The sequence below is a fragment of the Neobacillus rhizosphaerae genome, assembly GCF_050477885.1.
Lineage (GTDB): Bacteria > Bacillota > Bacilli > Bacillales > Cytobacillaceae > Neobacillus > Neobacillus rhizosphaerae_A.
Map to the genome: position 1 here is coordinate 1 of NZ_JBCNAC010000097.1, position 25,862 is coordinate 25,862.

At 37.0% G+C, this 25,862-nt stretch carries 27 protein-coding genes and 1 other RNA gene; 6 read left to right on the forward strand and 22 right to left on the reverse strand.

Annotated elements, in window-relative coordinates; translation table 11 throughout:
- Positions 1 to 194 precede the first annotated feature (194 nt).
- From rnpB to ABES03_RS13285, 6 genes are all read right to left on the reverse strand, one after another.
- An RNA gene (gene rnpB / locus ABES03_RS13260) (RNase P RNA component class B) lies at positions 195 to 593 on the reverse strand.
- A gap of 81 nt (positions 594 to 674) precedes the next feature.
- Positions 675 to 977: a cell division regulator GpsB gene (gene gpsB / locus ABES03_RS13265; protein WP_308083421.1), complete on the reverse strand. Its 303-nt coding sequence runs from the start codon at positions 975 to 977 to the stop codon at positions 675 to 677.
- Between the two features lie 138 nt (positions 978 to 1,115).
- Complete coding sequence (locus ABES03_RS13270; protein WP_430117771.1) at positions 1,116 to 1,673, reverse strand: DUF1273 domain-containing protein; 558 nt, start codon at positions 1,671 to 1,673, stop codon at positions 1,116 to 1,118.
- A 125-nt stretch (positions 1,674 to 1,798) separates the two neighbouring features.
- Positions 1,799 to 2,188, reverse strand: coding sequence for a CotD family spore coat protein (locus ABES03_RS13275; RefSeq protein WP_430117744.1), 390 nt, complete (start codon positions 2,186 to 2,188; stop codon positions 1,799 to 1,801).
- Between the two features lie 428 nt (positions 2,189 to 2,616).
- Positions 2,617 to 3,885: a ribonuclease H-like domain-containing protein gene (locus ABES03_RS13280; RefSeq protein WP_430117745.1), complete on the reverse strand. Its 1,269-nt coding sequence runs from the start codon at positions 3,883 to 3,885 to the stop codon at positions 2,617 to 2,619.
- Positions 3,876 to 6,179 carry a DEAD/DEAH box helicase gene (locus ABES03_RS13285; protein ID WP_430117746.1) on the reverse strand — a complete coding sequence of 768 codons (2,304 nt, stop codon included), beginning with the start codon at positions 6,177 to 6,179 and terminating at the stop codon, positions 3,876 to 3,878. The genes ABES03_RS13280 and ABES03_RS13285 overlap by 10 nt, the downstream gene beginning before the upstream one ends.
- Positions 6,180 to 6,306: 127 nt before the next feature.
- On the opposite strand from ABES03_RS13285, the gene ABES03_RS13290 reads away from it, so the two are divergent.
- Positions 6,307 to 7,005, forward strand: coding sequence for a Crp/Fnr family transcriptional regulator (locus ABES03_RS13290; RefSeq protein WP_430117747.1), 699 nt, complete (start codon positions 6,307 to 6,309; stop codon positions 7,003 to 7,005).
- Between the two features lie 37 nt (positions 7,006 to 7,042).
- Here the strand turns inward: ABES03_RS13290 and hcp are convergent, their stop codons facing one another.
- A complete protein-coding gene (gene hcp / locus ABES03_RS13295; protein WP_430117748.1) occupies positions 7,043 to 8,341 on the reverse strand; it encodes a hydroxylamine reductase in 1,299 nt (432 codons plus the stop codon).
- Between the two features lie 190 nt (positions 8,342 to 8,531).
- Here hcp and ABES03_RS13300 point away from each other — a divergent pair, with 190 nt between their 5' ends.
- Positions 8,532 to 9,014 carry an Hsp20/alpha crystallin family protein gene (locus ABES03_RS13300; RefSeq protein ID WP_430117749.1) on the forward strand — a complete coding sequence of 161 codons (483 nt, stop codon included), beginning with the start codon at positions 8,532 to 8,534 and terminating at the stop codon, positions 9,012 to 9,014.
- A 38-nt stretch (positions 9,015 to 9,052) separates the two neighbouring features.
- On the opposite strand, the gene ABES03_RS13305 is transcribed toward ABES03_RS13300, so the two are convergent.
- Positions 9,053 to 9,367, reverse strand: a complete 315-nt coding sequence (locus ABES03_RS13305; protein ID WP_430117772.1) for a YppG family protein — start codon at positions 9,365 to 9,367, stop codon at positions 9,053 to 9,055.
- Here ABES03_RS13305 and ABES03_RS13310 point away from each other — a divergent pair.
- The gene (locus ABES03_RS13310; protein ID WP_430117775.1) at positions 9,298 to 9,576 is read left to right on the forward strand and encodes a hypothetical protein; all 279 of its coding nucleotides are present in this window, start codon (positions 9,298 to 9,300) and stop codon (positions 9,574 to 9,576) included. The genes ABES03_RS13305 and ABES03_RS13310 overlap by 70 nt on opposite strands.
- A gap of 409 nt (positions 9,577 to 9,985) precedes the next feature.
- Complete coding sequence (gene yppF, locus ABES03_RS13315) at positions 9,986 to 10,195, forward strand: YppF family protein (RefSeq protein WP_308083413.1); 210 nt, start codon at positions 9,986 to 9,988, stop codon at positions 10,193 to 10,195.
- A gap of 35 nt (positions 10,196 to 10,230) precedes the next feature.
- On the opposite strand, the gene ABES03_RS13320 is transcribed toward yppF, so the two are convergent.
- The 3 genes from ABES03_RS13320 to ABES03_RS13330 all read right to left on the reverse strand — a co-directional run bounded on the left by ABES03_RS13320 (position 10,231) and on the right by ABES03_RS13330 (position 12,264).
- The gene (locus tag ABES03_RS13320) at positions 10,231 to 10,587 is read right to left on the reverse strand and encodes a DUF1798 family protein (RefSeq protein ID WP_430117750.1); all 357 of its coding nucleotides are present in this window, start codon (positions 10,585 to 10,587) and stop codon (positions 10,231 to 10,233) included.
- Between the two features lie 86 nt (positions 10,588 to 10,673).
- Positions 10,674 to 10,949: a hypothetical protein gene (locus ABES03_RS13325; protein WP_430117751.1), complete on the reverse strand. Its 276-nt coding sequence runs from the start codon at positions 10,947 to 10,949 to the stop codon at positions 10,674 to 10,676.
- A gap of 337 nt (positions 10,950 to 11,286) precedes the next feature.
- A complete protein-coding gene (locus ABES03_RS13330) occupies positions 11,287 to 12,264 on the reverse strand; it encodes a DUF2515 family protein (protein ID WP_430117773.1) in 978 nt (325 codons plus the stop codon).
- Positions 12,265 to 12,462: 198 nt separating this feature from the next.
- Between ABES03_RS13330 and recU the strand changes: the two genes are divergently transcribed.
- On the forward strand, positions 12,463 to 13,065 hold the full coding sequence (recU, locus tag ABES03_RS13335) for a Holliday junction resolvase RecU (RefSeq protein ID WP_430117752.1): 603 nt from the start codon (positions 12,463 to 12,465) through the stop codon (positions 13,063 to 13,065).
- 48 nt (positions 13,066 to 13,113) lie between these two features.
- A complete protein-coding gene (locus ABES03_RS13340) occupies positions 13,114 to 15,702 on the forward strand; it encodes a transglycosylase domain-containing protein (protein WP_430117753.1) in 2,589 nt (862 codons plus the stop codon).
- A 12-nt stretch (positions 15,703 to 15,714) separates the two neighbouring features.
- Here the strand turns inward: ABES03_RS13340 and ABES03_RS13345 are convergent, their stop codons facing one another.
- From ABES03_RS13345 to panB, 11 genes are all read right to left on the reverse strand, one after another.
- Positions 15,715 to 16,074: a YpoC family protein gene (locus ABES03_RS13345; protein ID WP_430117754.1), complete on the reverse strand. Its 360-nt coding sequence runs from the start codon at positions 16,072 to 16,074 to the stop codon at positions 15,715 to 15,717.
- On the reverse strand, positions 16,067 to 16,729 hold the full coding sequence (nth, locus tag ABES03_RS13350) for an endonuclease III (RefSeq protein ID WP_430117774.1): 663 nt from the start codon (positions 16,727 to 16,729) through the stop codon (positions 16,067 to 16,069). Before nth ends, ABES03_RS13345 begins: the two co-directional genes overlap by 8 nt.
- A 257-nt stretch (positions 16,730 to 16,986) precedes the next feature.
- Positions 16,987 to 17,685 carry a DnaD domain protein gene (locus ABES03_RS13355; RefSeq protein ID WP_430117755.1) on the reverse strand — a complete coding sequence of 233 codons (699 nt, stop codon included), beginning with the start codon at positions 17,683 to 17,685 and terminating at the stop codon, positions 16,987 to 16,989.
- Between the two features lie 139 nt (positions 17,686 to 17,824).
- Entirely contained in the window at positions 17,825 to 19,012 is a 1,188-nt protein-coding gene (locus ABES03_RS13360) for a pyridoxal phosphate-dependent aminotransferase (RefSeq protein ID WP_430117756.1), read from the reverse strand.
- Positions 19,013 to 19,043: 31 nt separating this feature from the next.
- Entirely contained in the window at positions 19,044 to 19,400 is a 357-nt protein-coding gene (locus tag ABES03_RS13365; RefSeq protein ID WP_430117757.1) for a DUF5590 domain-containing protein, read from the reverse strand.
- 132 nt (positions 19,401 to 19,532) lie between these two features.
- Positions 19,533 to 19,703 carry a YpmA family protein gene (locus ABES03_RS13370; protein WP_308083403.1) on the reverse strand — a complete coding sequence of 57 codons (171 nt, stop codon included), beginning with the start codon at positions 19,701 to 19,703 and terminating at the stop codon, positions 19,533 to 19,535.
- A gap of 122 nt (positions 19,704 to 19,825) precedes the next feature.
- Positions 19,826 to 20,665, reverse strand: coding sequence for a hypothetical protein (locus ABES03_RS13375; RefSeq protein ID WP_430117758.1), 840 nt, complete (start codon positions 20,663 to 20,665; stop codon positions 19,826 to 19,828).
- A 75-nt stretch (positions 20,666 to 20,740) separates the two neighbouring features.
- Positions 20,741 to 23,542: an ATP-dependent DNA helicase DinG gene (gene dinG, locus ABES03_RS13380; protein WP_430117759.1), complete on the reverse strand. Its 2,802-nt coding sequence runs from the start codon at positions 23,540 to 23,542 to the stop codon at positions 20,741 to 20,743.
- A gap of 143 nt (positions 23,543 to 23,685) precedes the next feature.
- Positions 23,686 to 24,069, reverse strand: a complete 384-nt coding sequence (gene panD, locus ABES03_RS13385) for an aspartate 1-decarboxylase (protein ID WP_430117760.1) — start codon at positions 24,067 to 24,069, stop codon at positions 23,686 to 23,688.
- A gap of 28 nt (positions 24,070 to 24,097) precedes the next feature.
- Positions 24,098 to 24,949 carry a pantoate--beta-alanine ligase gene (panC, locus tag ABES03_RS13390; protein ID WP_430117761.1) on the reverse strand — a complete coding sequence of 284 codons (852 nt, stop codon included), beginning with the start codon at positions 24,947 to 24,949 and terminating at the stop codon, positions 24,098 to 24,100.
- On the reverse strand, positions 24,946 to 25,782 hold the full coding sequence (gene panB / locus ABES03_RS13395) for a 3-methyl-2-oxobutanoate hydroxymethyltransferase (protein WP_430117762.1): 837 nt from the start codon (positions 25,780 to 25,782) through the stop codon (positions 24,946 to 24,948). The genes panC and panB overlap by 4 nt, the downstream gene beginning before the upstream one ends.
- Between the last annotated feature and the right edge of the window lie 80 nt (positions 25,783 to 25,862).

A 25,862-nucleotide genomic window follows, 5' to 3' on the forward strand; every position in this document is an offset into this window, starting at 1 on the left:
GTTTCGGTGAGCCTCCTCGGCGCTTGCGCCTGCGGGGTCTCCCCTGAACCATACTCCCACAGGAGTCTTCGCGTCTTCCGCTCCAATCAACAGGGTGTAAAAATCAACAGTGTTCTTTTACACATTCTAAATAATAAAAAAGCCCCCCATATTAGGAGAGCCGTTATATCCAGCATACTTTCCCATTAATAACGTTCTGTAAGCCATGTTCTGTACCATAGTACTGCAAGCGACTTTTAGTCTCGTACTTAGGTGGTAATCATCTATCTACAGATTCACAAAGAATCTGTCCTTCTCCTCGTTCAATTCCTCAGAGAAAGCGCCCCTACCATAATTTGGGTTTCTCGCTCGTGGGGTTTACCCGTTCCACCCTTTCCATTTCTAGAAAGGCTACGTCACTGTGGCACTTTTATAGGTATTCATACCATATCCTAAAGGACTTAGGTATTTTCCCGGCCGTCAACTGGATGCTAGACCCAGATGCCCTAGCTTATGATTTCGCTAGGCACGAACACTACGAGCATCGCAGCTCGTGCGAGCATGGACTTTCCTCTACAAGTTGCAAAAGCACCTTGCAGCGATTACCCGAACGTCATTAATGAAGACATTTATTATTATATGTAATTCATGCTGTTTATTCAATGGTTATTATTAGGAAATGACAGTACAACCTATTAATCGTAGAGTTTATTGCCAAAAACATGTTTTTCTAAGTTAGATAATCGCTTTAAAATATCGAAGTTAGTCGTTCCAGCCGGTTGTGCCACAGGCTGTCTTTTCGAACTATCTTCTACTTGTTTACGAAGTCTAAGATTTTCTTGCTGTAAATCCTCGATTTCCTGATGAAAGGTTTCATAATCCTTAATAATTAGATCTAAAAATTTATCAACGTCTTCTTGTTTATAACCACGTACACCTGTCTTAAACTCTTTTTCTAAAATATCTTTAGCCGTTAACTTAACTTTATCGGAAAGCATTAAAATCACCTCAGTATTCGCCAATCATTACCTATTATTTTTTCAAAAATATGTTCTTTTGTCAATTTTCTTTTGTTTTGAGAAATGAATGATTTATGAAACATTCTAAAAATATGCAAATAGAGTACTAAAAATACCTTAATAATCCATTTGTTTTAACTGTTCTTCTTCGACAATCATTTGTAAATCGTAAAACGTAATTAACTCTACAGGGTACCCGTGATCTTTTTGAAACTGAATAGCCATTTCATAGAGGTATTTTGGGCTCCCCTCTTTTTCCAAATCAAAAAACAGGAGAAGACCGTCGCTCTTTTCAATAAAAAATTGATTTTTTAATCTAAATTGCCATGGTTTTTCATATCCCTTTTTTGTTACAGAATCAATAAAATCTGCTCTTGCAAGAACGGATTCGTACCATTCTTTATTATTTTCATTCCAAGATGCCTGCTGGTCAAGGAAAGGGGTGATGACTGCCAGTTTAAGCTCGGGATAATCCGTTTGTAAATCAAACAAAACTTCTGCTGCCCACAATTCTGCTCCCAATTGTCCGCTTATAAGGACCCATTCTAAACCCTGTTCCACTATAGGTAATAATGCCTGCTTAAAAGCAGCTTTAATATAATGAACAGATGGATGATCCTTCTTAAAAATTCCTAATTCAAATGGTTTATATCCTGAAATCGCAAGGACTTTTATCAAAGAATGTTCTCCTTTATATAAGAAATTTTTTAAATAGGACAAACATTTTTATAAAGCAAGCATACAATAAAGTAAATATAAAAAAACAAGGGCTAAAAGCCCTTGCGATTGGAACAGTCTTCTTAAGGACGAGGTCCCATGAATGGTCCTGGTGCGAAGCCTGGTGCACCTGGGCCAAAACCTGGGCCACCTGGTGCGAAACCTGGGCCACCTGGTGCAAAACCTGGTGCTCCCATACCTGGCATCATATTTGGCACGGCATTTGGAGCAGGCATTGCAGCTGGCATAACACCTGGTGCACATGGGTTACAGCAGTTAATATGCTGATTACATTCCTCTTCGCAACATGATGCTGTTTGTGGGCAGAAGTGTTTATGTTGGTACATATGGTGATTTACCGTTGTAGTGTGTACTGGATGAATATGTGGCACCACCGTTGTTGAAAATGTGTGGTTCACAATTTGTTGTGTCGGATGAATGACTGGCGGCATAAAATTAGTTCCTAAATACATTATAATGCTCTCCCTTCAAATATTCTGTTTACATTAACAGCCTATGTTGAAGGAGTTACTCTTGTACTAAGGAAAACACCTATTTTTTACAAATCAGAGAATCTAAAAAGTCTGATCGTTTATTAATGTTTAAATGGACAAGCAATCTATAACATCGAATAAAAGCTATCTTTCAAGCTTGTAAAAACAACAGCAGTCAAACATACGACAATAAAAAATAAGAATAAAATTGCTTTATACAATATTACCAGCTCCATAAGTTTAAAGTCGTTTTTTTTCTCAATCCAATTTCACATTTTACCTTTTTCGCCTACAATAAACAATATGGAATTGCTGGTTTTTTATAATAAATTGTTAAGATTTTGTGGCAATTAATCGAACCATGCCGAAAATAGACAATTAACTAATGATTTTGACGAATTTTGCGCTTACCTGGGAAATTTCGCAAATTTTCGCTCTAAACGTTTTAACCTGATTTCAAGCTGCTCCAAAGATAACTGATCCTTCTTAGACTTCAGATTTTCCGATTGAGTTCGTAAGTATATCGCTTTTTGACAATATTCAATTGCAAAATGGTACTCTTTTTGTCTATGTTCAAAAATTTTAGCTAGTTCTACACAAGCTATTATTATCATCTCTTCCTCATTCGATTCGACAACATCCTCGAACAATATCCGAGCTTGCTCCCAATTACGATCTTTTTTCAATTGATTCGCAAGGGTAAGCTTTGCCTGAAAGGACGTGACATCTCTTTCTGAAGTAAGCTTGGTCAATACTTTTTCAGCTTCCTGCTTCTCTCCTAAGGTGGAAAACCAACGACCCACCTCATATGTTTCAGCCCTTGTCTGATTTCTATCGATTCCACACAATTGAAAGGTTAAATGGGTATACAAAGTAACGAGCGAAAGGATGTCAACTTCATTATGTTTTAAAATACCAAGCATCCCATCAGGATGATTACTGTCAATAAAATCAAAATAAATCATCGGTGCTAAGAATCCTGGAATATCGTCTATTCTTTCAACGCCTAAAACCTCTTTTTCAACAATTGACAGTTTTAAGCGCTCCAATTTGTGCTTCCATAGCCTTCTTGCAGCATGGAATAAATCAAAGTGACCAAATTTCGGTAGCTTAGGTACATGCTCTCTTATAAGCATGTGTCTTGTTTTCACCTGTGGCCAATCAAACGATTTTCCATTATAGGTAACTAATGTTTTATAATTGACGTTTTCCAAAAAGCTTTGGTATAAAGGAACCTCTGCTCCCGGATGTGGAAGAATATGTTGCCTCAAAATCAGCTCTTCTCCAGAAAAACTAGCATATCCAAGTAAAAAGATTGTATTCCCCACTCCACCACCAAGACCTGTTGTCTCTGTGTCAAAAAAGAATAATTCCTCCGCGTGGTGTCCTTGTGCTGACAAGGGATGATTAATAGACTGTTTATTCCATACATCAACAGCGGTGAGAAAATCACGAAAACAGTATTGTCCATGCTTTTGGGAAAGTGGATATCTCACTTCTCTAATTAAACAGTAATCCTGATCCATAAAATAAGGATAAACACCTTCTTGCTCCCATCGTTTCCGATAGGGAACTTCTTTGACAGGAATCTCTGTTGGGAGAGGTTTTTTAACCTCTCCTGTTACTCCTGCTGATAAATGAGGTTTTAGCCGATTCAATTTAGTTTTTAAAGACATGACTCCACATCCTTGTCTATTTCCGAAACACGAAGAAATGCTTCAAGAATGTTTAAGGCATCCTTTTTAGCTGTCTCACTTACTGTGTCTGTTCCAATACATGATGGACATCCTGATTCACATTGACACCGATTAATCATGTATTTTGTTTCTATGAACACCTTTGACATCCCAGTGTATAATTTCTCACTTAAACCAATTCCACCTGGATACCGATCATAGAAGAATATGGTTGGCTTTTCATTATGATCCGCTTTTACTTGTGGTATCACATGGATGTCTTGAGGGTCAGCCATTACAAATAGAGGAGCGATAGACCTCAGTGCATGCGCTGTACCAATCAGTCCTTGTTCAAGCCGTTCATGTCCCATTTCACCAAGTGGTCTATTTAATGAAATCCAAGCCGCATTCGTATGAAGCTCTTCTTCTGGAAGATAGATGGGCCCGGAGCCGATATTTTCGTGTGTTTCAAATTTGATTTTTTTAAAAATTGTTGCCATAGCCCTTACACTTACATCGCCAAAACCTATCTCTGCCTCCTGCAATGGTAGGAGTTTGTCCACTTCTAATACTTTTAATTGAACGGCTAAATTAGCATCTGTAAAATAGTCTACGTCCACTTCCCTCACGAACGCCTTTTTTTCTTCCCAATCCAATTTTTCCACTTGGTATTGGGTACCTTGATGCAGATAGATAGCCTCATCATGTAGGAGTGTCATTGCCGAGAAACGGTCCATTTCTCCAATTACTTTCACATTCGCCACATCCGATTGGTCAACAATGATCACATTCTCTTGAGATGCCGAACGCAAACTAATATTATGTGCAGGGAATGAATCATTCATCCAGAACCATTTATCCCCATTCCGATATAGAACTCTTTCCTCTGTTAAATACTCCAATAGTTCTTCCGTCCCAACAGTTCCAAACTGTTCTCCTGCTTTAAATGGGAGCTCGTAAGCAGCGCATTTCATATGGTCAATCAAGATAATCAGGTTATCAGGGTTTATCCTAGCTGTCTCAGGGCTCTTTTCCAAAAAGTATGCAGGGTTTTGAATGATATATTGATCAAGTGGGCTTGAACTTGCCACCATTATAACAAGAGCCTCTCCATGACGCCTTCCTGCCCTTCCTGCCTGCTGCCAAGCGCTGGAAATGGTTCCTGGATATCCAGTCATAATGCAGACCTGGAGTTGGCCGATATCAACTCCTAATTCAAGTGCATTTGTGCTGACAACACCGTATATCTCCCCTGAGCGCAGCCCCTTCTCAATTTTTCTTCTCTCTGTTGGAAGATATCCTCCGCGATAGCCCATTATCGACTTGTCCCCTAACTGATTCTTTACCAACTCTTGCAAATATGTCAGGATGATTTCAACTCTTACTCTACTTCTCGCGAAAATAATGGTTTGAATTTTATTTTTTAACAATTCTCCCGCTATTTTTCGAACCTCTAGAGTTGCACTTCTTCTAATATTTAACGGCTTGTTTACAATAGGGGGATTATAAAAGAGAAAATGCTTTCTACCACTTGGAGCACCGTTATTATCAATTAGACACATTTTTTCTTCTGTTAATTTCTCTGCTAGTTCTAATGGATTTGCTATGGTTGCAGATGTACAAATAAAAACGGGGTTACTTCCGTAGTAACGACAAATTCTCTTTAATCTTCTAATTACATTGGCAACATGACTTCCAAACACTCCTCGATATGTATGGAGTTCATCAATAACAATGAATTTCAGGTTTTCAAAAAGAGAGACCCATTTTGTGTGATGCGGAAGAATCGCTGAGTGAAGCATATCAGGATTTGTAATCACTACATGTCCTGCTTGTCTTACCCTTTGGCGAATATTTGCAGGTGTATCGCCATCATACGTGTAACTATTTATATCTACTCCTGCTGCTTGAATAATTTCATTTATTTCACTTTTTTGGTCCTGAGCGAGCGCTTTAGTAGGGAATAAATACAGTGCTCTCGAATTAGGATTCTTTAGAATTGATTGCAGAACTGGGAGGTTATAGCAAAGGGTTTTCCCTGAAGCCGTCGGTGTAACAGCAACGATGCTTTTCCCAGCTATAGTTTTCTCATAAGCTGATTTTTGATGGGTATACAGCTGCTCTATTCCCTTTGTTTTTAGTGATTGTATCAACACCGGGTGCAGCTCGTCTGGGAGTGAAACAGATTGTGCTGGTTTTTCCGGGATCGTATGCCAAGTAACAATATTTCTTTTAAAATCCTCTTTTAATTTCAATTCTATTAACATTTCTTGCAGACTTTTCTTTCCATACATGCTCTTCACCTCGTTACATCTATTCCAGCGAATGAACGTTCGTAAAAAAAGTATATCATAAAAATAAACTATTGATGGAATTTTTGTTACAATAGAAGTTAACTGAAATAATTTTGTAGGTGATGGAATGAAAATAGAAGCAATTAAGAAAGTTCTGGCAGAATTCTCCCTATTTCGAGAATTAAATGATCTAGAATTAACAAAAGTAACCGAAATCGCTATTGCCCGAGACTGGAAAAAACAGAGCCATGTGTTCCTTCAAGGTGACCCGCTTGAAAATGTTTATTTTATTTATGATGGCAAAATTAAAATTTACAAAAGTGATATTAATGGGAAAGAACAAATTGTAGCCATAGCAAAAAAAGGGGAAATGTTTCCTCATGTTGGTTTTTTCAGAAAAGGAGATTACCCTGCTTATGCTGAAGTTATCGAACCATCGACACTAATTGCTGTTCCCATATCAAAATTTGAATCCGTGCTCATAGAAAACCCTGAACTATGTATTAAAGTGTTTAAGGTACTTGGTGAAAAAATTGTAGATTTACAAAACCGATTAGAAGAACAAATTTTGAATAATACGTATGAACAAATTATCAAACTGATCATTCGTCTTGCACAAAAGCATGGTCAAGAAAAAGGTGATGGAACCATTCTATTAAAATCAGAATTCACCAATAAAGACTTGGCCAACATGATTGGTACCACACGTGAAACTATCAGCCGAACACTCACTAAGATGAAAAAGGATGAATTAATCGAAGTAGATGAAGAAGGTAATATGATCGTTGATATAGAAATATTAATGGAAGAAATTCATTTAATCTAATTAATCAACAAAAACCCGCCAAATGACGGGTTTTTTGTTATTTTACAGCAAGCTGAAGCATTTCTTCCATATCTTCTTTTGCCGTACCAATTAATTTTAAGTTAAATGTTTCCTGGAGGACCTGAAGAACTCCTTCAGAAATAAATTCTGGCGGCTTAGGTCCAATGCGGATATCTTGGATTCCTAAGCTGAAAAGTCCTAGAAGAATAGCAACCGCTTTTTGTTCAAACCAAGATAATACAATACTTACTGGAAGCTCGTTAATTTCACATTCAAAGGCATCAGCTAATGCCATTGCAATTTTCACCGTTGAACCGGAGTTATTACATTGCCCAAGATCGATGTATCTTGGAATATTTGTCCCAGGAACAACCCCATAATCCACATCATTAAAGCGGAATTTTCCACAAGAGGTGGTTAAAATAACTGCTTCTGGTGGCAGGGATGTTGCAAGTTCACTGTAATAATCACCTCCATGCCCAGGAGCATCACATCCAGCAATTACAAAGAACCGCTTAATCTTCCCTGCTTTTACTGCCTCAATTACCTCAGGTGCTAAACCTAAAACCGTTTCATGATGAAACCCAGTTAGTAATGTTTCATTAGAATCTACTGCCGCTTCAGGAAGTTCTAACGCTCTCTCAATTAAAGGAGAAAAGTCATCGTTCATAATTTTTTCTACATTCTCTAGTCCGGCCACTTCATATGTAAACATCCTATCCGCATAAGTTCCTTTAATAGGCATAACACAGTTAGTAGTTGCCAGTATAGCACCTGGAAATGCCTCAAAAAGACGACGCTGATCATACCATGCTTTACCGATATTACCTTTTAAATGGGTATATTTCTTTAATGCAGGATAACCATGAGCGGGCAGCATTTCAGAGTGGGTATAAATATTTATGCCCATTCCTTCTGTTTGCTTTAATAACTCTTCTAATGCAAAAAGATTATGCCCAGTAACAACAATACATTTACCCTCAATTTTATTTTGACTTACACGGATAGGTTCAGGTATGCCTAGACGTTTTGTATGGGCTTCATCAAGCATTCCCATCACACGGACAGCTGCCTGCCCCACTTTCATCGCCATGTCGATATGTTCCTGCACGTTAAAGTTAGAATTGGTTAATGTTAAGTATAATGCTTCATGTGTTGTTGCATCTACAAAAGCATCTGTATAACCCAATTGATTAGCATGTGTGCGATAGGCTGCTATACCTTTTAATCCAAAAATAATCGTATCTTGTAAACTGGCAATGGTTTCATCTTTTCCACATACTCCAATAACTTTACAACCACCTGATGGTGTTTGCTCACATTGATAACAGAACATGTATTTTTCCTCACTTTCCTAAAACTACTGCCTAGCATACAAACAATCTTCCGTTTTTAATGTGATATATATCACAGAAATTCGATTTGTAAAAAATCGTTCAAAAGTTTATTGCCATATTATGGCGGCACCTCCCTAGTTTGATCTGCATAATATATGGAGTGAGATATTGGAAAGAGGAGGAACCATTATGTCATCTATGCTGCCTGAAGATAAAAACAACGGAAAGAAACCATTGCCTGAGCCATTTCGTGAACTATTTAAATCGATGAATGATTTCTTCACTGAAAAACCAGTAAGGGGATTTTTGCAATCAATTGATGATTTCTTTAAAACTCCTTTTCCAGTTGGTTCTGGTTTTCATGTAGAAACAGTTGAGACGGGAAATGAATATCTTATTAAAGCTGAACTTCCTGGAGTAAAAAAAGAGCAAATCCATTTGAATATTACCGGGAATTATGTAACCATTTTAGTGGAGAATAAAGAGCTAGAAACAGAGGAAGACGACATAAATAAAACATACCGCCAAAAATTTATTCAACAACAATCGTCACGGACCATTACACTTCCACATGCAATCAACGAAAAAATGGTAAAAGCCTCATACAGGGACGGTTTATTACAAATTAGAATCCCACAGGAAAAAGGAAGGGCTATTGACATAGAAGATTAAAAAACAAAGAGGCTGACTCAATGAGTCAGCCTCTTCTATCATACTTTAAAAATTCCACCAAATCCCTTTACAAGTGATGATACTTGATTAACAGCATTCATCATTTGTCCTGCCGTATTGACCATCTTGGTAAAATCTACCGATCCATCTTGTGACTTAAAGGAATTTAATAACGATTGGACACCACCAGGTTGTTTAGGCATCATATTTGATTTTGGATAAGGATTCATCATCGGGTATCCATTCATGGGCACGTAGGATTGAGTAGGATTCATTTCCTCCTTTGGCTGTAACGGGTTTTGGAAAAGAAATTGCGAGTCCTTTTGAGAATATTGTTGATTCTGGTATGGCACATTTTGTGGAACATAGCCTGGTTGATAGTTTTGATTATATGGCTGAAAAGATTGTGGATAGTATGGATTTTGTTGTTGATAGGGATTCCATTCATTATTTTGAAGTTGCGTTTGGTAAGGATATGGCTGATTTCGATTCATATACGGTTGCTGCCATTGAGTGCTTACCGGATCTTGGTGCATCATTTGCCCCGAGTATCCATAATTAAAGAAATGATTTGGTCCTTTTCCACCGATCATGGGCAAACATCTCCTCTTTATCATTCTCTATTACACAGTTTATGAAAAACCAATGAAAAGGTGATTATTTTATAGCAATGCTCTGTTAAACTAGTCTGTTGATTTGCGCTCCAGGCGCGAGCGGTTCGTGGGCGTTTCGGCGAGCCTCCTCGGTGCTTGCGCCTGCGGGGTCTCCCCTGAACCGTACTCCCACAGGAGTCTTCGCGCCTTCCGCTCCAATCAACAGGGTATAAAAACCAACATTGTTCTTTAACACAGACTATAGCAAAGGACATTGTCTAATAAAGAAGAATTTTGTCTAAAGTTTAAATATTTTAAAAACTAGGAATCCTTTCTTTTCGTGTTACGATAGTAAAAAGGATGAAGGAGGAGCTAAATATGGACATTCACGAATTAAAAAGCAAATTTATTCAAAGTCGGGACTATCAAACAGATGACGTTAACGCATTAATGGATTTTGCTAAGAAAGCGTATATTCATAACGAAATTAGCATAAAAGAATATCGCCTACTTGTCCGTGAACTTGAAAATCAAGGTGCGGCAATACCCAAGACAGAAAGCGAAAACTCCCTCATCGAAAATTCATAAAACACCTATTAAAGAGATGCCTCAGCATCTCTTTTCTATTTTTTTATTTCTTTTATAACTTCCTGCAAGAAATAGTCTACTGTACGATGAGCATTTAAAAACCTTGTTCTACTAGTTTCAGGAAAGAAGGCTTGGATGGATAATTGTTCAATATGTTCTGATGTCGTGTCAATTTGCTTTAAATGCAGATGTTTATGATCGGCCACTGTCAGCCATTTTTTCATTTCCTTTTTCCACTCTTCATTTATGCCTTTCACTTCATCTGAAAATGGTTTAATTACATCGTTAAATTCATACTTTATGCCTGTATTCCGACCTTCCTGGTAATATTTCATGAATAATTGGTTATAATTCAAAAGTTTTTCTGTTAAATGGAAAATTTCTTCTAACATTTCTTTTATTCCCTTCTACTTATACAAAATAAAAAAGTAGCAGTTCCCATTGCTACTTTTGGCAAGTACTATCATTTTAGCGGTTTTTAAAATCCTAATTCAAGTTTTAGGGCTTTTGCTACTTGGTTGTTGTCTGAGTACTCATCTAATATGCCATGAGCAGCACTTTGGTTTTCTATTATATTTTCTATGGCTGAAAGTTTTTGAACGGGTATCGTTAATTTTTCCTGTTCCTCTTGATTTAAACTGTAGCGAAGGTCGGAGAAAGATGCTTCAAGAACGGACTCCAATTCTTCTAATTGATCGTATATTTCTGTCAGCATAGTAAGCAATTTTTCCTTTTCGGACAGCGGCTTATTCATTTATAAATCCTCCTCGCATTATTCTATTAGATATAATTCTCCTTCTTTTATAGGCTTCCTTCCGGCATGACAAAACTAGAAGCAATTCGTCAAAGATAGTGTCAAAACTGCATGTTTGCAATGTCATTTCGACAATTTTAAGTTCGCATGAAAAATTGAAAAACCGCACAAGCTACTATTGGAGGTGTTTCAAAAATGGCAAAGAAGACAAACCAAACCACTAAACAAACACAATCAGAACCAGCAAAAAGAACAGGCTATGGTGATAAAAAGCTAGAAGGCCCTAATCGCCCAGCAGAGTAAAAAAAGCCAAAAAAGCAAGGGAAACCTTGCTTTTTTATTCCCACTTCTTTAATTGCAATACTTGTTGGAGTGACAGTATTAATTGAAGCTGGTGTGATTTTTTAAAATACCAATCTGTAAGATGAATAGGATGTCGATGGCGGGCAGGGAAATATAACCAAACTGGAGATACTCGTCTCTCTAAGCTCCAGTCCTCGTAAGACCGCTGATGATGTTCAATTACTGGAAAGGTTGCTCTAAGTATCGGTGTCCTTCTTACTGTCTTATTCTTAAAATACTTTTCATAATCATATCTTGATCCAGTATGCGGTGTTTTCTCAGCAAACTCCAAAAAGTATGGGAACAGCCTGGGATGAAAAAGAATACTCGCCAATCTCTTACCTAAATTTATTCTCTTCGATAATGATTTAAACCCATTAACACTAGCACCATATACTTCTCCCCCGCATGTTGGAAACAGTACACAGCTAAAATGAAGCCAATCCTGGAAAGAAAAAATCATTGAATGAAAGACCTTTTTCTTATACACAGGATGCTCAATCACAGGTGTATGGATCACATTTTGTTCATTAATTATCAAAGCCCTTGTGAGCCTTTCCTTATCATTATTAATCCAGTATCTCTGCCATTCCCTTTGTATAAAGGAAGATACATTGAAATAGGGAAGTAAATGAAACATTGGTCGATTTATTTTCGTCGAATATTGATAGAGCAGCAATTGTGGAAAAACGTCATGAAAAATAAGCCAGTTAGCTCGCTCGTAGGTAAGGAATAGCTGTTTCCTTACTTTTTCTGCTAAAAGATGCGGAAATATGGGTCCCTCGAGGTCACACATATTCCAACCGCCGTTTCTTGAAACCATACTTGCAAGGAAGGACCAAATGATATCAGAATTTTTCTTAAAATATGTTAAATAGGCTTCTGTTCTAGATACGTTATCAATGTTTTTCTTATTCGTTTCATGTATAATTTGACGAATGATTGTTTGTTCCTGTATCGTTAGGTGATTCATATTCATTGTTCATCTTCCCTTATATTTTTTAATAGAGTATGAGTCCTATGGATTTATGCCTTTTAAGAAAAATGAATCATGATTATGTATGACTTTCACGGTACAATTGTTATTAGAGTGTGTTAACAACTATATTTTATACACCTCAATTACTCTAAGATTTGGTATGATAGGGAATAGCTTGAGAGGTGCAAAAATATGAATTTTAACTATCCAAATGGAAAAAAGTACAAACCTAAGGAACCGGAATCTGGGAATACAATCAAAAAAAAGAAAAATAGTTCTTATAGTAACCGAGGTATGACACTAGAAGAAGATTTAAATGAAACAAATGAATTCTATCGTGTAAGAAAAATTGCCGTGATTCACAAAAAACCTACACCTGTTCAAATCGTTCAGGTTGACTATCCAAATCGAAGCGCTGCAGTTATTAAAGAAGCTTATTTTAAGCTTGCGTCTACTACTGATTATAATGGGGTATATAAAGGTAAATATATTGATTTTGAAGCAAAGGAAACGCAAAACCCTACCTCCTTTCCATTAAAAAACTTCCACGAGCACCAAATTCAGCATATGGAAGAGGTTATTACTCAGGGAGGTATTTGTTTCGTTATTCTTCGTTTTTCCAAATTTGAACAAGTTTACCTGTTAGAAGCAAAACATTTGTTAATGTATTGGGAACGAATGTTGAGCGGTGGTAGAAAATCAATTACCAAAGAAGAAATTGAAGAAAAGGGTCATCGCATTCCACTTGGATTTCAACCTAGAATTGACTATATTAAAGTAATAGAAAGACTGTAGATTTTCTAAAAGTGGTAAAGTGTAAGGTAGAAAGGAAGGAATTATAATATGTCTGAACAATACAAATCAAGAGAGGAGCGCCGAAAGAAACTCCAATCCAAAGGTAAACCAAAAGCCAAGAAAAAATCAGGCGGAATTTTTAAAAAAATATTTTTGAGTCTTGTTGTTCTTGGAATTGTAGGTATTATTACTGGAATTGGAACTTTCGCCTATTTAGTAAAGGATGCTCCAGAACTTGACCCTAAACTATTGAAAGATCCAATCCCTTCTAAAATATTAGATAAAGATGGCAAGCCGATCACCGAAGTAGGTGCCGTAAACCGCGAATATGTTAATTATAAGGACATACCTAAGCAAGTAGAAAACGCCATCTTAGCGACAGAAGATTATCGTTTTTACAAACACCACGGTATTGATCCCATTCGCCTTGGAGGAGCCGTTATTGCAAACTTGCAACACGGTTTTGGTGCAGAAGGCGGTAGTACCATTACCCAGCAGGTAGTTAAAAACTCATTTTTAACTCATGAAAAAACATTAAAGCGAAAAGTTCAGGAAGCTTGGCTTTCTTATAAGCTTGAACAGCAATATACAAAACACCAAATTTTTGAGATGTATGTAAATAAGGTATTTGTATCGCAAAACAGTCACGGTATTGCTACTGCGGCAAAAATTTATTATGGCAAAGAACTAAAGGATTTAACGTTATCAGAAGCAGCTCAAATTGCAGGGATGCCTCAAAGTCCCAATAATTATAATCCATTTACACATCCTGACTTAGCTGAGAAAAGACGGAACATTGTCTTAACATTAATGCATCAGCATGGATATATCACTAAAGAACAAATGGATGAGGCTAAAAAGGTTTCTGTTGCATCCACAGTCTTACCACCGGATCAGCGTAAGGTAGATGAAGATCCATACGGTTCATTTGTTGATGCTGTTATTGATGAAGTAAAAGCAACGACCGATTTTGATATTTTTACAGATGGTTTAACGATTTATACAACCTTAGATACGAATGCCCAAGATTATGTTGAAAAAATCCTCAATTCCAAAGAAGGAATTATTAACTACCCAGATGAGGAATTTCAAGCAGGTATTGCTCTATTAGATACAAAAACAGGAGAAATTCGGGCGATTGGTGGTGGAAGAAACCAGCAGGTAAAACGCGGTTTTAACTACGCGATCGATACTCAGCGCCAGCCAGGATCAACGATAAAGCCTGTTCTTGATTATGGACCTGCGATTGAATACTTAAATTGGGGAACGTATGAAATGATTGAGGATAAACCAATAACGTATTCTTCTGGTAAAAAGTTTGGAAACTGGGACCAAAAGTATAAAGGTCCAATGACGATTAGAACTGCCCTTCAATTATCAAGGAACACCCCTGCCGTCCAGGCACTACAACAAGTGGGATTAGATAAAGCAATGGAATTTGCTTTAGGTCTTGGTATTCCTTTAAAAGAAATTTATGAATCCTATGCCATTGGAGGATTCGGCGGGAAAACCGTCGGTGTTTCCCCTCTAGAAATGGCTGGAGCCTATAGCGCATTTGGAAATGATGGTCTTTATACGAAACCACATGCTATAAATAAAATTAAATTGCGTGATGGTACAATGATTAGCTCTGAACCTAAACCAAAGGTAGTCATGAAGGATTCAACTGCCTTTATGGTTACAGATATGCTAAAAAGTGTTCTCGTATCTCCTGGAACAGGAACAAGAGCAAAAGTACCAGGCCTTCCAATTGCCGGAAAAACAGGAACAACGAATTATACAGATGAAGAAATGAAGAAATGGAATATTAAAAGCAGCAGCTCTGTCCCAGATGCCTGGTTTACTGGCTATACTACTAATTACACTGCATCAATTTGGACAGGATACAAAGACCGCTCAACACCAATTAAAGCGGTTGGAGACAATCAAAGAATTGCACAGCTAATCTTTAAAAATCTGATGGCTCATGTCTCAAAAGATATCGAAACACCTGATTTCAAGATGCCTAACAGTGTGCAAAAAGTTAGAATTGAAAAAGGATCTATGCCTCCTGTACTTGCAAGTGAATATACACCGGATAGTGAAATCACTACAGAATATGCTGTAAAAGGGCATGCTCCTAAAAAGGTATCCGAAAAGTATACCAAACTTGAGGCTCCAGCAAACGCAGCTGCAAAATATGATGAAGTTACTAAAAACATTACATTAACATGGAATTACAATAACCCTAAAAACTTACCAGTTACGTTCGAAATTACTGTCAATGATGGTTCTGCTCAAAAGAAACTCACTCAAGCAGAAACTACATTAATGATACCTGCAATTCCAGGAGCAAAATATTCTTTCTCCATTCTTGCAATGGTAGATAATAAAAAGAGTGACCCTGCAACTACAGCCATTGAGATTCCTACTCCTGAAATTGACCAAGGAAATGGGAATGGCAACAATGGTGAAGGAAATGGGAATGGGAATGGCAACGGTAATGGGAATGGCAACAACAATGGAGGCGGCAATGGGAATGACGGTGGTGACCAAGGTGGTGACCAAGGTGGTGACCAAGGTGGAACCACTCCTCCGGCTACACTTCCTGGAACTCCTTCAAGTGGGCAAGGATCGGGCTCGCGTGAATCATTTTAATAAAAAAATCGTCTAGGCTAGTGGCTTAGACGATTTTTTTATTAATTTCTTTGCATAAAGCTTTTGTTGTTCCAACATCAGTTCAGACAACTGTCGGTATGAATGGAACAAAGTGGGTCTTGATTGGATAAACTCCAACCTTTCTACAACATTAACCGGCTTATATTGAAAACTTTCATATGGTATTGGTCCATGTTTGATGTAGTCAGTTTCATTTGAAACCATTAAAAAATGAAGAAAGAGGTTAATTCCCTTTTCCATCGATTCTTTTGTGTTTTGTTGGTTACGTTCAGAAAATAGTTTTTCAAGCTGTCTTTCTATTTGTTTCCATTCACTCAAAATCGTAGAGACTGCATCGCTTTGTTTATCCATGATTTTCGACCTTTCCCTTCATCCTCTTCTTGCCTTCCCTGCACAGCTCTAACAGCGGGCAGCTTGGACATTGTGGATTTTGGGCTTTACAATGATATCTTCCAAAAAAGATTAATCGATGATGAGTAACGCCCCATTCCTCTTTTGGAACTTTTTTCATCAACGTTTTTTCAACTTCTAAAACCGAATCTTTCCAACGACAGATGCCTAAACGCTTACTTACTCTTTCAACATGTGTATCAACAGCAATTGCAGGGATATTATAGGCAACTGACACAACGACGTTTGCTGTTTTCCTCCCCACTCCTGGAAGCTTGGTTAACTCATCTCTGTCATTTGGTATTTCTCCACCGTATTCATTCAGGACCATTCTGCATAGACTTTGAATGTTTTTAGCTTTGTTTCGATAAAGACCAATAGACCGAATATCATTTTGCAGCTCTTCAAGTGGGACATTTAAGTAATCTTCTGGTGTTTTATATTTCTTAAATAAATTCTTTGTCACTTTATTAACCAGTACATCTGTACATTGTGCGGATAATGCCACTGCAATAACCAGTTCAAAAGGATTGGAATGATTTAATTCACAATGTGCATCGGGAAACATTACTCCCATTTGGTCTAAACAAAATCGAATTTGTGTATTATTTAGCAAAGAGCTCACCTTACCTGTAATAATAATATACCTCTCGTAACCTTTCTGTTGATTTCCGCTCCAGGCACTTCGCTTTCCGTGGGTGTTTCGGCGAGCCTCCTCGGCGCTCACGCCTGCGGGGTCTCCCCTGAACCATACTCCCACAGGAGTCTTCGTGCCTTCCGCTCCAATCAACAGGTTATAAAAATTAGCAATGTTCTTTAATACAGCTAATATAAACATTAAATAAAAACGAGAGATGATTCTCTCGTTTGTTGTTATTGCTCTAACCAGTTATAAAAAGGAACAGATGGTTGTTGTGTATCTTCCTTAATATTTCCTTTTTGTACTTGCTTTTGTCTGAATTTAAGGCCATGGTTTTTCGCTTGGTCAATGGTTCTAATACCGTTTTTCTTCCACTCAAACAGAATTCTATCTATATACCGAAAGTTTAATTTTCCGGACATAACGGATTCTCTAAGTGCTGCTTTTATTATGATAGGGTCGTGGTGGTCGTCATCCATCCACATACCAAGAGATTCACATTCAAATGGTGATAGAGGGCGGCCAAACTCCTTCTCAAAGCAAGTATAAAGATCTGTTTCTTCTGTCTTTTTTTCCAGTTTGTTAACCATTTTTTTGCTTATTAGGAATTGATCAACAAGTTTCTCCCAAAGTGGATTAACTGAGTATGTTTCATAACGAATACCATCAGTCGAATAAGAATCTATGATTTCTATAAATCCTCTTTGAATCAATCTTCTTAACATTTCATTACAATCAGCAATGGAAATAGTCATTCGAGCGGAAAGTTCTTCTGGGGTAGGAAATTCGTTTCCTTTTTCTAAAAAGGTTAGGATATTTAATAAAAGAACAAGTTCTGTTTCATTTAAATTAAGATTTCGATATTCAGAAAATAATAAGCTGGGAACCGTTATTGTCCCTTCTTGAAGCCATGCTAGAATATTTGTTTTCATCTTTGGACACCTCCTGATTAGTATACCACGAACAATCCTTCCTAGTAAGAGTATTAGGCATCCAGCTTTGGAAAGGAAAAGCAAAAAGCCTGCATAAGGCAGACTTTTATAATAGATTATTAAATTATTTTTCTCATGGCTATAATAGAGCTTTCTCTTCAACAAACTGTCTCATTCTTTCAACAGCTTTTTCTAATTGTTCCAATGATGTTGCATAAGAGAGTCTGATATTATCAGGTGTTCCAAAACCAGAACCAGGAATGACAGCCACTTTTGCCTCTACTAGTAGTGCTTCAACAAAGTCATCCACATGATTAAATCCTGTCATCTGTGCTGCTTTTTTAACATTTGGATACAAGTAAAATGCACCTTGTGGTTTTACACAAGTGAATCCGGGAATGGCCGTTAGCTTATCAAAAATAATCTCTAAACGATCTTCAAAGGCTTTTCGCATTTCCTCCACCGGCTCTTGTGGCCCATTATAGGCGGCAATTGCTGCAAATTGCGCAGTGGTTGTTGGGTTTGACGTGCTATGACTTGCTAAGTTAGTCATTGCTTCGATAATCTGCTGATTCCCTGCCGCATAACCAATTCTCCACCCTGTCATGGAGTGAGACTTTGAAACACCATTGATAATAATCGTTTGCTTTTTCAGTTCTGGAGATAGCTCTGCAATTGAAACATGTTTATGATTTCCATAAACAAGTTTTTCGTATATCTCATCAGAGACGATAAGAACGTCTTCTTCAAGGCATACCTTACCTAATTCTAAAAGTTCTTCAGCAGTATACAATACTCCTGTAGGATTGCTTGGGGAATTGATAATTACAGCTTTCGTTTTGCTCGTAATGTTATTTTTTAATTGATCTGGAGTAATTTTAAATTGATTTTGTTCTATTCCGTCAATATAAACAGGAACACCACCAGCCAATTTAACCTGTTCAGGGTAGCTTACCCAATAGGGAGTCGGGATGATTACCTCGTCACCATCATTTAAAAGTACTTGAAATAAAGTATAGAGTACATGTTTTGCACCATTGCCTACAATAATTTCATTTGGCTTGTATGCTAAACCTTGATCTGATGCAAACTTTTTGATAATGGCCTGTTTTAACGCTGGCAATCCTGCTGAAGGTGTATATTTTGTATATCCTTCATTCATTGAGGTTACTGCAGCGTCTAAAATATGCTGTGGAGTATTAAAATCAGGCTCCCCCGCTCCTAATCCGATGACATCTTCACCTTTTTCCTTTAATTCCTTTGCCTTTGCCGTGATAGCTAATGTTGTGGAAGGTGTAAGTGCCAACACCCTTTGCGCTAATTCCATTACCAATACTTCCTCCATTCTCCATCCCTAATTATAGGTTTTCAATTTTTTTTAGCCACTCACCTGTTTCAAAGTGAACATAATAATAATTTATTAAATTATTTTCAGAACGGTAATAAATTTCCCATAATGGGATATTTTTTTCCATTCCTAGGCGAACGGATATAATTTTTTTAGGGTTCTTTTCCTGCAGCAGTTTTTGTACAGCCTCTTCTTTAGAAAGTCCATTTTTAGCTTTTTTTACAAAAACCTTCTTACTTTTTTCAGGAATCCAAACAATAATCTTGTCACCCTTTTTATTTTTCCCCTCAATGACATTAACTGTCTCTAAGCCATTGTAAAGATGAAAATCCTGCAATTCACTTAACTGAGCTTTTTTACTTGCCAATAAAACCGCTTTTTCTTCCGCGGTCTTCACTGGATTCATTGCAGACAAATACACCTTAATCAAAATTCCAATAAGCACTACAAAAAATATGACGATAGAGAGAATCCACTTTTTCACTTTTAGTTCACTTCTTTATGTACGATATATTGTAAAAATCGCTTTATTTTTATCATCTTGATCAAGAGCAAGCCCAAACATAAGATCTTTTTGTTTTAAGGTTCGATTTAAGGCATCAACAATTTTATATAAATCAGAGCTGTATTGAATTTTTACTGTAGACAAAACTTCAATTTTACTTTCCATCCATATTTCTCCTTTTCCCATCAAAACTCTGCTTGTGAAGAATCTTTCTAACTATTATAACAGGATAAGTTGAAACCGTGTTATTAATAATAATTAAATTAATTGAATTTTTTAGAGGTAGATTATTCATCTAACTTTATTGGAATCCTAACGACCTCATAATTATTTTCGGTGAATTTAACTGTTACGGTACCATGTTTTTTTGTAGAATAGACCTCTGACCAAATTTCATTCAAATCACGCAGGATTTTAGTGTCTATACCATTATTCCCTTCGAATAGAATAGATATTTCAGGGTTAAGATATTGTATCAGTTGATCTGACAGAGATCCTTCCATATTGTTATTGGGTATCTTAAGAACATTGATATTCCTCAAATTTTTCTTCATAAGTACTTGTTCTGCTCGCGGAGTATTGGAGCTCATCAAAAAAATAGTATGGTTAAAAAATTGCAATTTCAAGTCCATACCTTCATTTAATTCTTCTCCCACAAATTCCACTTCTGCTGTCAAATCAGGAAGAATTTCCTTCTTTGTCCCTGCTCCCCACGCAAGTATTGGAATATGATTACTTGTTTTTAACTCATTAGTCAGCTGGGCAGAGATTTCAGAAGTTGTGATTATTTCTTTTATGTTATAACTAGAAATTAACTGATTGATTTTATTTAACGATACATCATCATTTGTTAAGAAAAGAGTTGAAATTTCTTTTACATCATAAAGAGAAAGCCCTTCTTCTAGTTCTGCCCTCGTTCCTTTTCCACCCACATTGAACAATATATTTTTACCATGAGCGGCTTGAAGCAACACTGCTTCACCTTCTTTAAGGCCCAAGAAAGTGACTGCAGCTTCATGGTCATTTAAGTGTAAATCGATGTTTTCCACTTGATTGTCAATTGGTTCCTCAGCCTTAATAAATGTACAAGGGATAAATAGGGCTAATAAAATGAGCAGTGTTCTCATACACATTCCTCCCATTATGAATAGAATGTGTAATTTTCCAAATTTTATGCTGTATAATGCTTAAATCAAATTCTCCTAACTTAACCAAGGCTGTATCTGTTGAACAAGCTCATCAATTGTTCCCTTCTTTATTGGAACTGAGGGTATGGATTTCAAAAATGACTTACCATATTTAGTGGTAATAATTCTTTTGTCAAAAACAAACATAACCCCCCGATCATTCTCAGTGCGAATTAACCGTCCAAATCCTTGTTTAAAACGCAGAATAGCTTCAGGCAAAGTATACTCTGAGAAGGGATTTCCTCCATCTTGTACAATCATTTGGCACTTTGCCTCCGTTAATGGCTCATCTGGTGGGCTAAAAGGCAATCTTACGATCACAAGGCAAGATAAATCCTCACCAGGAATATCTACTCCTTCCCAAAAACTACTCGTACCTAATAATATTGCTTTATCATACCGTTGAAAATTCCTCGTAAGACGCATTCGGCTTCCGCTTGTTATCCCTTGAGCTATTAGGACAAATTCATCTAAAAAACCACTTTCCTTAATCAACTCATAGGTTTTCTTAAGCATGTCATATGCAGTGAAAAGGATAAGCATTCTACCTTTTGTAGCTTCCGCAATGGTAATAATATGTTCGGTTATTGCTATTACATAGTCATCTAACGTTACTGTATTTACTTCTGGTAAATCCTCAGGAATAAATAGTTGAACTTGTTTGTTATATTCAAAGGGTGATGGTATGGTCATTTGAATTGGAGAGTCGCTATCCAACCCGATTTCCTTCATCATATAATCAAATGAGTTATTAACGGTTAAAGTTGCAGATGTTAGGATAACCGCCTTTTTCTTTTGAAAAAAGAACTTCTTTAGTGATGAAGCCACAGAAGCAGGCTGTGCAATAAATGTTGTCACATTTTGAGGAGAACGAGTATCCATCTCAATCCATTTTACGTCTTTCGATTCTTTAATAAAACAATTCATTATAGTATCTCTAAGTTCAATGAGTTCTTTTAAGAACATATAAATTTCTTCTATTTTATGTTGCTGTTCTATGGAGAAAGAATCTATCTCGTTATTAATCAAATCAAGACGTTCAATAATTTTAGCGTGTAAATCTTTTAGTAAAAAGGAAAATCTCTCTGCACAATGCTTTAGCCCATTCCCTTCCTTGCCACCGTCTGAATGAGCATATCTGACCTTAACCCGATTGAATCCTTTTTTATTGGAAAGCTTTGTTTTCGCAAACAAAGCAATCATTTTAAAAAACTCATCCATTTCATAGTTAATATCAATAACAAGTTGATTCACTTCAAGAGTTTGGAAATTTAACTTTTTAACAGTAGTTTGCGAAAGCAATTTCTCCAGATCATAGAATAGCTGTTTTTGTTCAAAAACGCCAAATTGACCCACAAGCAGCCGTGTGGATAAGTAATCTAATGAATGGCCAAAAAATTGTCCCGCCACTTTTTCAAGATGATGGCCTTCATCTATCACAACATACTCAAAATTAGGTAGGATAGAGCCGTCTCCCTTAATATCACTTAGTAATAAAGAATGATTGGTAATGATGATATCTGCCTCATGTGCAGCTCTTTTCGCTTTAATATAAAAATCCTTTTCTTGCCACTGCTTATTTTGCGAATACACGGTTGCCTCGTTTTTAATCTTATTCCAATAAATCAGACCCCCAGAAGAAAGATTCAATTCATCCTTATCGCCAGTTTCCGTTTCAGTCAGCCACACTAGTATTTGCATCTTTGTTAAGGTCGTATCATAATTATCATTTTCGTCCATTAGTGTTTGATAAAACTTTTCCAGACTTAAATAATGGTTCCTCCCCTTCAAAAGAACGGATCGAATACTAAAAGGCAGAATAGCGGACAAAAGTGGAATTTCCTTTTTTAAAATTTGTTCCTGAAGTTGAATGGTATGTGTGCTTACAACAATTGGATGTTTATGTATGTTTGTGAAATAAGCCAGAGGTAACAGATAGCCTAGGGATTTCCCGACACCTGTTCCGGCTTCAATCAGAGCATGCCTTTGAGATTGTAACGCCTGATAAACGGTATCCATCATTTTAAACTGGCCTGTTCTTTTCTCAAAAACTTCAAAGCCATGTTTAACAACGTTTGTCTTTTCCTCTTCAGTTAATGGGTAAGAAAAGTCCATCTCAGCCGCTTTCTCTTGTGTCTCAATCTGATTTTTTCTTAAGGCAATATCATTAAATATTTCAATAGTTTCTGGTAATTTATCTTGTTTCTTATCCTTTTTTATCAACAATTCATCTAAAAGCTGTTGCAAATCACTCTTTAATCCCCCTGAAAGGTGTGTGATCTGCCTTAGTGTTAGTGATGGCAGTGCTGTCAACCGATTCAATAGAATTAAAAATAATTCAGCAGTAACCTGTGCATCACTATCAGCCTGATGTGGACGATCATGACTCAAATTCTCTTTCTCAGCTAAATCAGTAAGCTTATACCCATCAGCAGTTGGATATAGGATTCTTGCCATTTCAACTGTATCTAGTACAGGGCCATAAAATCCCTCATGGCCAGCTTGGATGAGCTCCTCTTGAAGAAATGATAAATCAAACAAAACATTATGAGCTACAAAATAGGCATCTTCTAATAATGAATGGATCTTCTCTGTAATCTCAGAAAATAAGGGGGCACCCTTCACCATTTCATCATTTATACCTGTCAATTCTTCAATAAAGGCAGGGATGGCCTTTAGAGGATTAATAAGTGACGAGAATTGCTCTGTGATCGTTCCGTTTTCAATGACAACTGCAGCAAATTGTATGATTTTATCACCCTTTTTCGGAAGGTTCCCTGTAGTTTCCAAATCAATAACGACGAATTTATTTAACATGATATTTACACCCCAAACCTTCGTTCATTAAACGGTATCACAAAAATACTAAAAAGAAAACAATTCTACTTTAAACTAAATGTTATCCACTTAATTTTATTATTCATATTATAAATAGAAAAATCCCCGAAATGGGGATTTTTCTACATAATAGTGAGTGCTGGTTCTGCATGTAAGAGTTGTTTTATGTGATTGTTTTCATCCATAATCGCAACCTTAGGTGTATGAACCTTGATTTTTTCCTCTGGTACAAGGACATAGGAAATAATGATAACAATATCGCCTACCTGGACAAGGCGAGCGGCCGCACCATTAAGACAAATAACACCACTTCCTCGTTCACCAGGAATAATATAGGTTTCAAGTCTTGCACCATTATTATTGTTAACAATTTGTACTTTTTCATTGGCTGTCATTCCTACTGCATCTAAAATATCTTCATCAATAGTAATACTGCCCACATAGTTCAAATTTGCTTCTGTTACTTTTGCCCGATGGATTTTGCCACTCATCATGGTACGAAACATCGTATTCCTCCCCTATGGATGCCTTTATCTAGTCTTCTATATGAATAATGGAATTGTCTATTAATCGAACCTTAGAGAATTTTACTGCAAGTGCTACAATTATGGTACCCTCTAATTTTTCCAGTGGTTTTAGCTGTGGATAAGAAAGAATCTCAACATAATCGATCAAGCCGCTGGATTCACTAATGATCATTTCAGTAATTTGTTTAATTAGCTTTTCTGAATTACATTCCCCAGTTTCAATGGCTTTTTTTGCCGCCAGAAGGCTTTTATATAAAACAGGTGCCTGTTGTCTTTCTTCAGGAAATAAGTTTACATTTCGAGAGCTTTTTGCAAGCCCATCCTCTTCACGAACGATATCTACAGCGATCAATTCAACTGGAAAATTAAAATCAGTAATTAATCCCTCAACCACTGCAACTTGTTGAGCATCCTTTATACCAAAATAAGCCCTCGTTGGCATGACGATGTGAAACAGCTTTGTCAGCACAGTTGCAACTCCGTCGAAATGTCCTGGACGGGATTTTCCGCATAGGACGTCCGTTCGCTCTTGAACGACTACTTTGACAGATGAGGCACTCGGATACATTTCCTCTACGGATGGATAAAAGAGAAAGTCAACCTGTTCGCATTCAGCTAAAGCCCGGTCCCGTTCGAAATCTCGCGGATAGGATGAAAAATCTTCTTTTGGCCCAAATTGTAATGGATTGACGAATATGCTCAAGACGACAATATCATTTTCCTGTCTTGCTTGCTTAATTAGTGTTAAGTGCCCTTCATGCAGAAACCCCATAGTAGGAACGAAGCCTATTGACTTAGCTAACGCCTTTTGATTCATGATTTCTGCCTGCATGTCCTTAATGGTTGTAATGACCTTCATTCCTTGCCTCCATAAAGTACCTTAAGTTCATTTTCTTTCATTGTAAAAGTGTGCTTATCCTCAGGAAAAACTTCCTTTTTAACATCAGATACGTACGCTTGAATAGATTCAATCATAAACGGATTGACAGAATGGTATTGTTTTACAAATTTAGGAACACGTTCGACACCATATCCTAAAATATCATGATAGACGAGGACCTGCCCATCTACATCCATCCCTGCTCCTATACCAATAACTGGAATGGCTATCGACCTTGAAACTTCCTCCGCAAGCTGCTTAGGTACACATTCAAGGACAAGTGCAAAGGCACCAGCTTCCTCCACTTTTTTAGCATCTTCAATTAATTTTCTCGCAGCAAGCGCATCTTTCCCTTGAACTTTATACCCACCTAATACACCAACAGATTGTGGTGTTAAGCCTAAATGGCCACAAACAGGAATACCTGCTCGGGTTAGTGCAGTAATTTTTTCAATAACCTCATCTGCACCTTCAAGTTTAACCGCATGTGCTCCTGCTTCTTGCATGAGTCTACCAGCATTGATTAAGGTATCTCTTACAGATAAATGGTAGGATAAAAATGGCAAATCTGCCACAATAAACGTATCTTTAGCTCCTCTATTAACAGCTTTCGTATGATGAATCATGTCCTCAACCGTCACGGGAATTGTAGAATCATAACCAAGCACAACCATTCCCAGAGAGTCACCGACTAAAATAATGTCAACCCCCCCTTGCTCTGCTTGTTTAGCAGATGGAAAATCATAGGCGGTCAACATGACAATCTTTTCATTATTTTCCTTCATTTTCAAGAAATCTGTTGTTTGTTTCATCACTTTTCCCTCCTTTTATTATGGGAGAGGAGATAAAACGAAGTTGAAGAGCAAATAAAAAGACCCTTCTGAAGGCAGAG

Bases quoted from the DNA above. Each gene is read 5' to 3' on its own strand.
- gpsB (WP_308083421.1), bottom strand. From the start codon at position 977: ATGCTTTCCGATAAAGTTAAGTTAACGGCTAAAGATATTTTAGAAAAA.
- ABES03_RS13275 (WP_430117744.1), bottom strand. From the start codon at position 2,188: ATGTATTTAGGAACTAATTTTATGCCGCCAGTCATTCATCCGACACAA.
- ABES03_RS13280 (WP_430117745.1), bottom strand. From the start codon at position 3,885: ATGTCTTTAAAAACTAAATTGAATCGGCTAAAACCTCATTTATCAGCA.
- ABES03_RS13285 (WP_430117746.1), bottom strand. From the start codon at position 6,179: ATGTATGGAAAGAAAAGTCTGCAAGAAATGTTAATAGAATTGAAATTA.
- ABES03_RS13290 (WP_430117747.1), top strand. From the start codon at position 6,307: ATGAAAATAGAAGCAATTAAGAAAGTTCTGGCAGAATTCTCCCTATTT.
- hcp (WP_430117748.1), bottom strand. From the start codon at position 8,341: ATGTTCTGTTATCAATGTGAGCAAACACCATCAGGTGGTTGTAAAGTT.
- ABES03_RS13300 (WP_430117749.1), top strand. From the start codon at position 8,532: ATGTCATCTATGCTGCCTGAAGATAAAAACAACGGAAAGAAACCATTG.
- yppF (WP_308083413.1), top strand. From the start codon at position 9,986: ATGGACATTCACGAATTAAAAAGCAAATTTATTCAAAGTCGGGACTAT.
- ABES03_RS13320 (WP_430117750.1), bottom strand. From the start codon at position 10,587: ATGTTAGAAGAAATTTTCCATTTAACAGAAAAACTTTTGAATTATAAC.
- ABES03_RS13325 (WP_430117751.1), bottom strand. From the start codon at position 10,949: ATGAATAAGCCGCTGTCCGAAAAGGAAAAATTGCTTACTATGCTGACA.
- ABES03_RS13330 (WP_430117773.1), bottom strand. From the start codon at position 12,264: ATGAATCACCTAACGATACAGGAACAAACAATCATTCGTCAAATTATA.
- recU (WP_430117752.1), top strand. From the start codon at position 12,463: ATGAATTTTAACTATCCAAATGGAAAAAAGTACAAACCTAAGGAACCG.
- ABES03_RS13340 (WP_430117753.1), top strand. From the start codon at position 13,114: ATGTCTGAACAATACAAATCAAGAGAGGAGCGCCGAAAGAAACTCCAA.
- ABES03_RS13345 (WP_430117754.1), bottom strand. From the start codon at position 16,074: ATGGATAAACAAAGCGATGCAGTCTCTACGATTTTGAGTGAATGGAAA.
- ABES03_RS13355 (WP_430117755.1), bottom strand. From the start codon at position 17,685: ATGAAAACAAATATTCTAGCATGGCTTCAAGAAGGGACAATAACGGTT.
- ABES03_RS13360 (WP_430117756.1), bottom strand. From the start codon at position 19,012: ATGGAATTAGCGCAAAGGGTGTTGGCACTTACACCTTCCACAACATTA.
- ABES03_RS13370 (WP_308083403.1), bottom strand. From the start codon at position 19,703: ATGGAAAGTAAAATTGAAGTTTTGTCTACAGTAAAAATTCAATACAGC.
- ABES03_RS13375 (WP_430117758.1), bottom strand. From the start codon at position 20,665: ATGAGAACACTGCTCATTTTATTAGCCCTATTTATCCCTTGTACATTT.
- dinG (WP_430117759.1), bottom strand. From the start codon at position 23,542: ATGTTAAATAAATTCGTCGTTATTGATTTGGAAACTACAGGGAACCTT.
- panD (WP_430117760.1), bottom strand. From the start codon at position 24,069: ATGTTTCGTACCATGATGAGTGGCAAAATCCATCGGGCAAAAGTAACA.
- panC (WP_430117761.1), bottom strand. From the start codon at position 24,949: ATGAAGGTCATTACAACCATTAAGGACATGCAGGCAGAAATCATGAAT.
- panB (WP_430117762.1), bottom strand. From the start codon at position 25,782: ATGAAACAAACAACAGATTTCTTGAAAATGAAGGAAAATAATGAAAAG.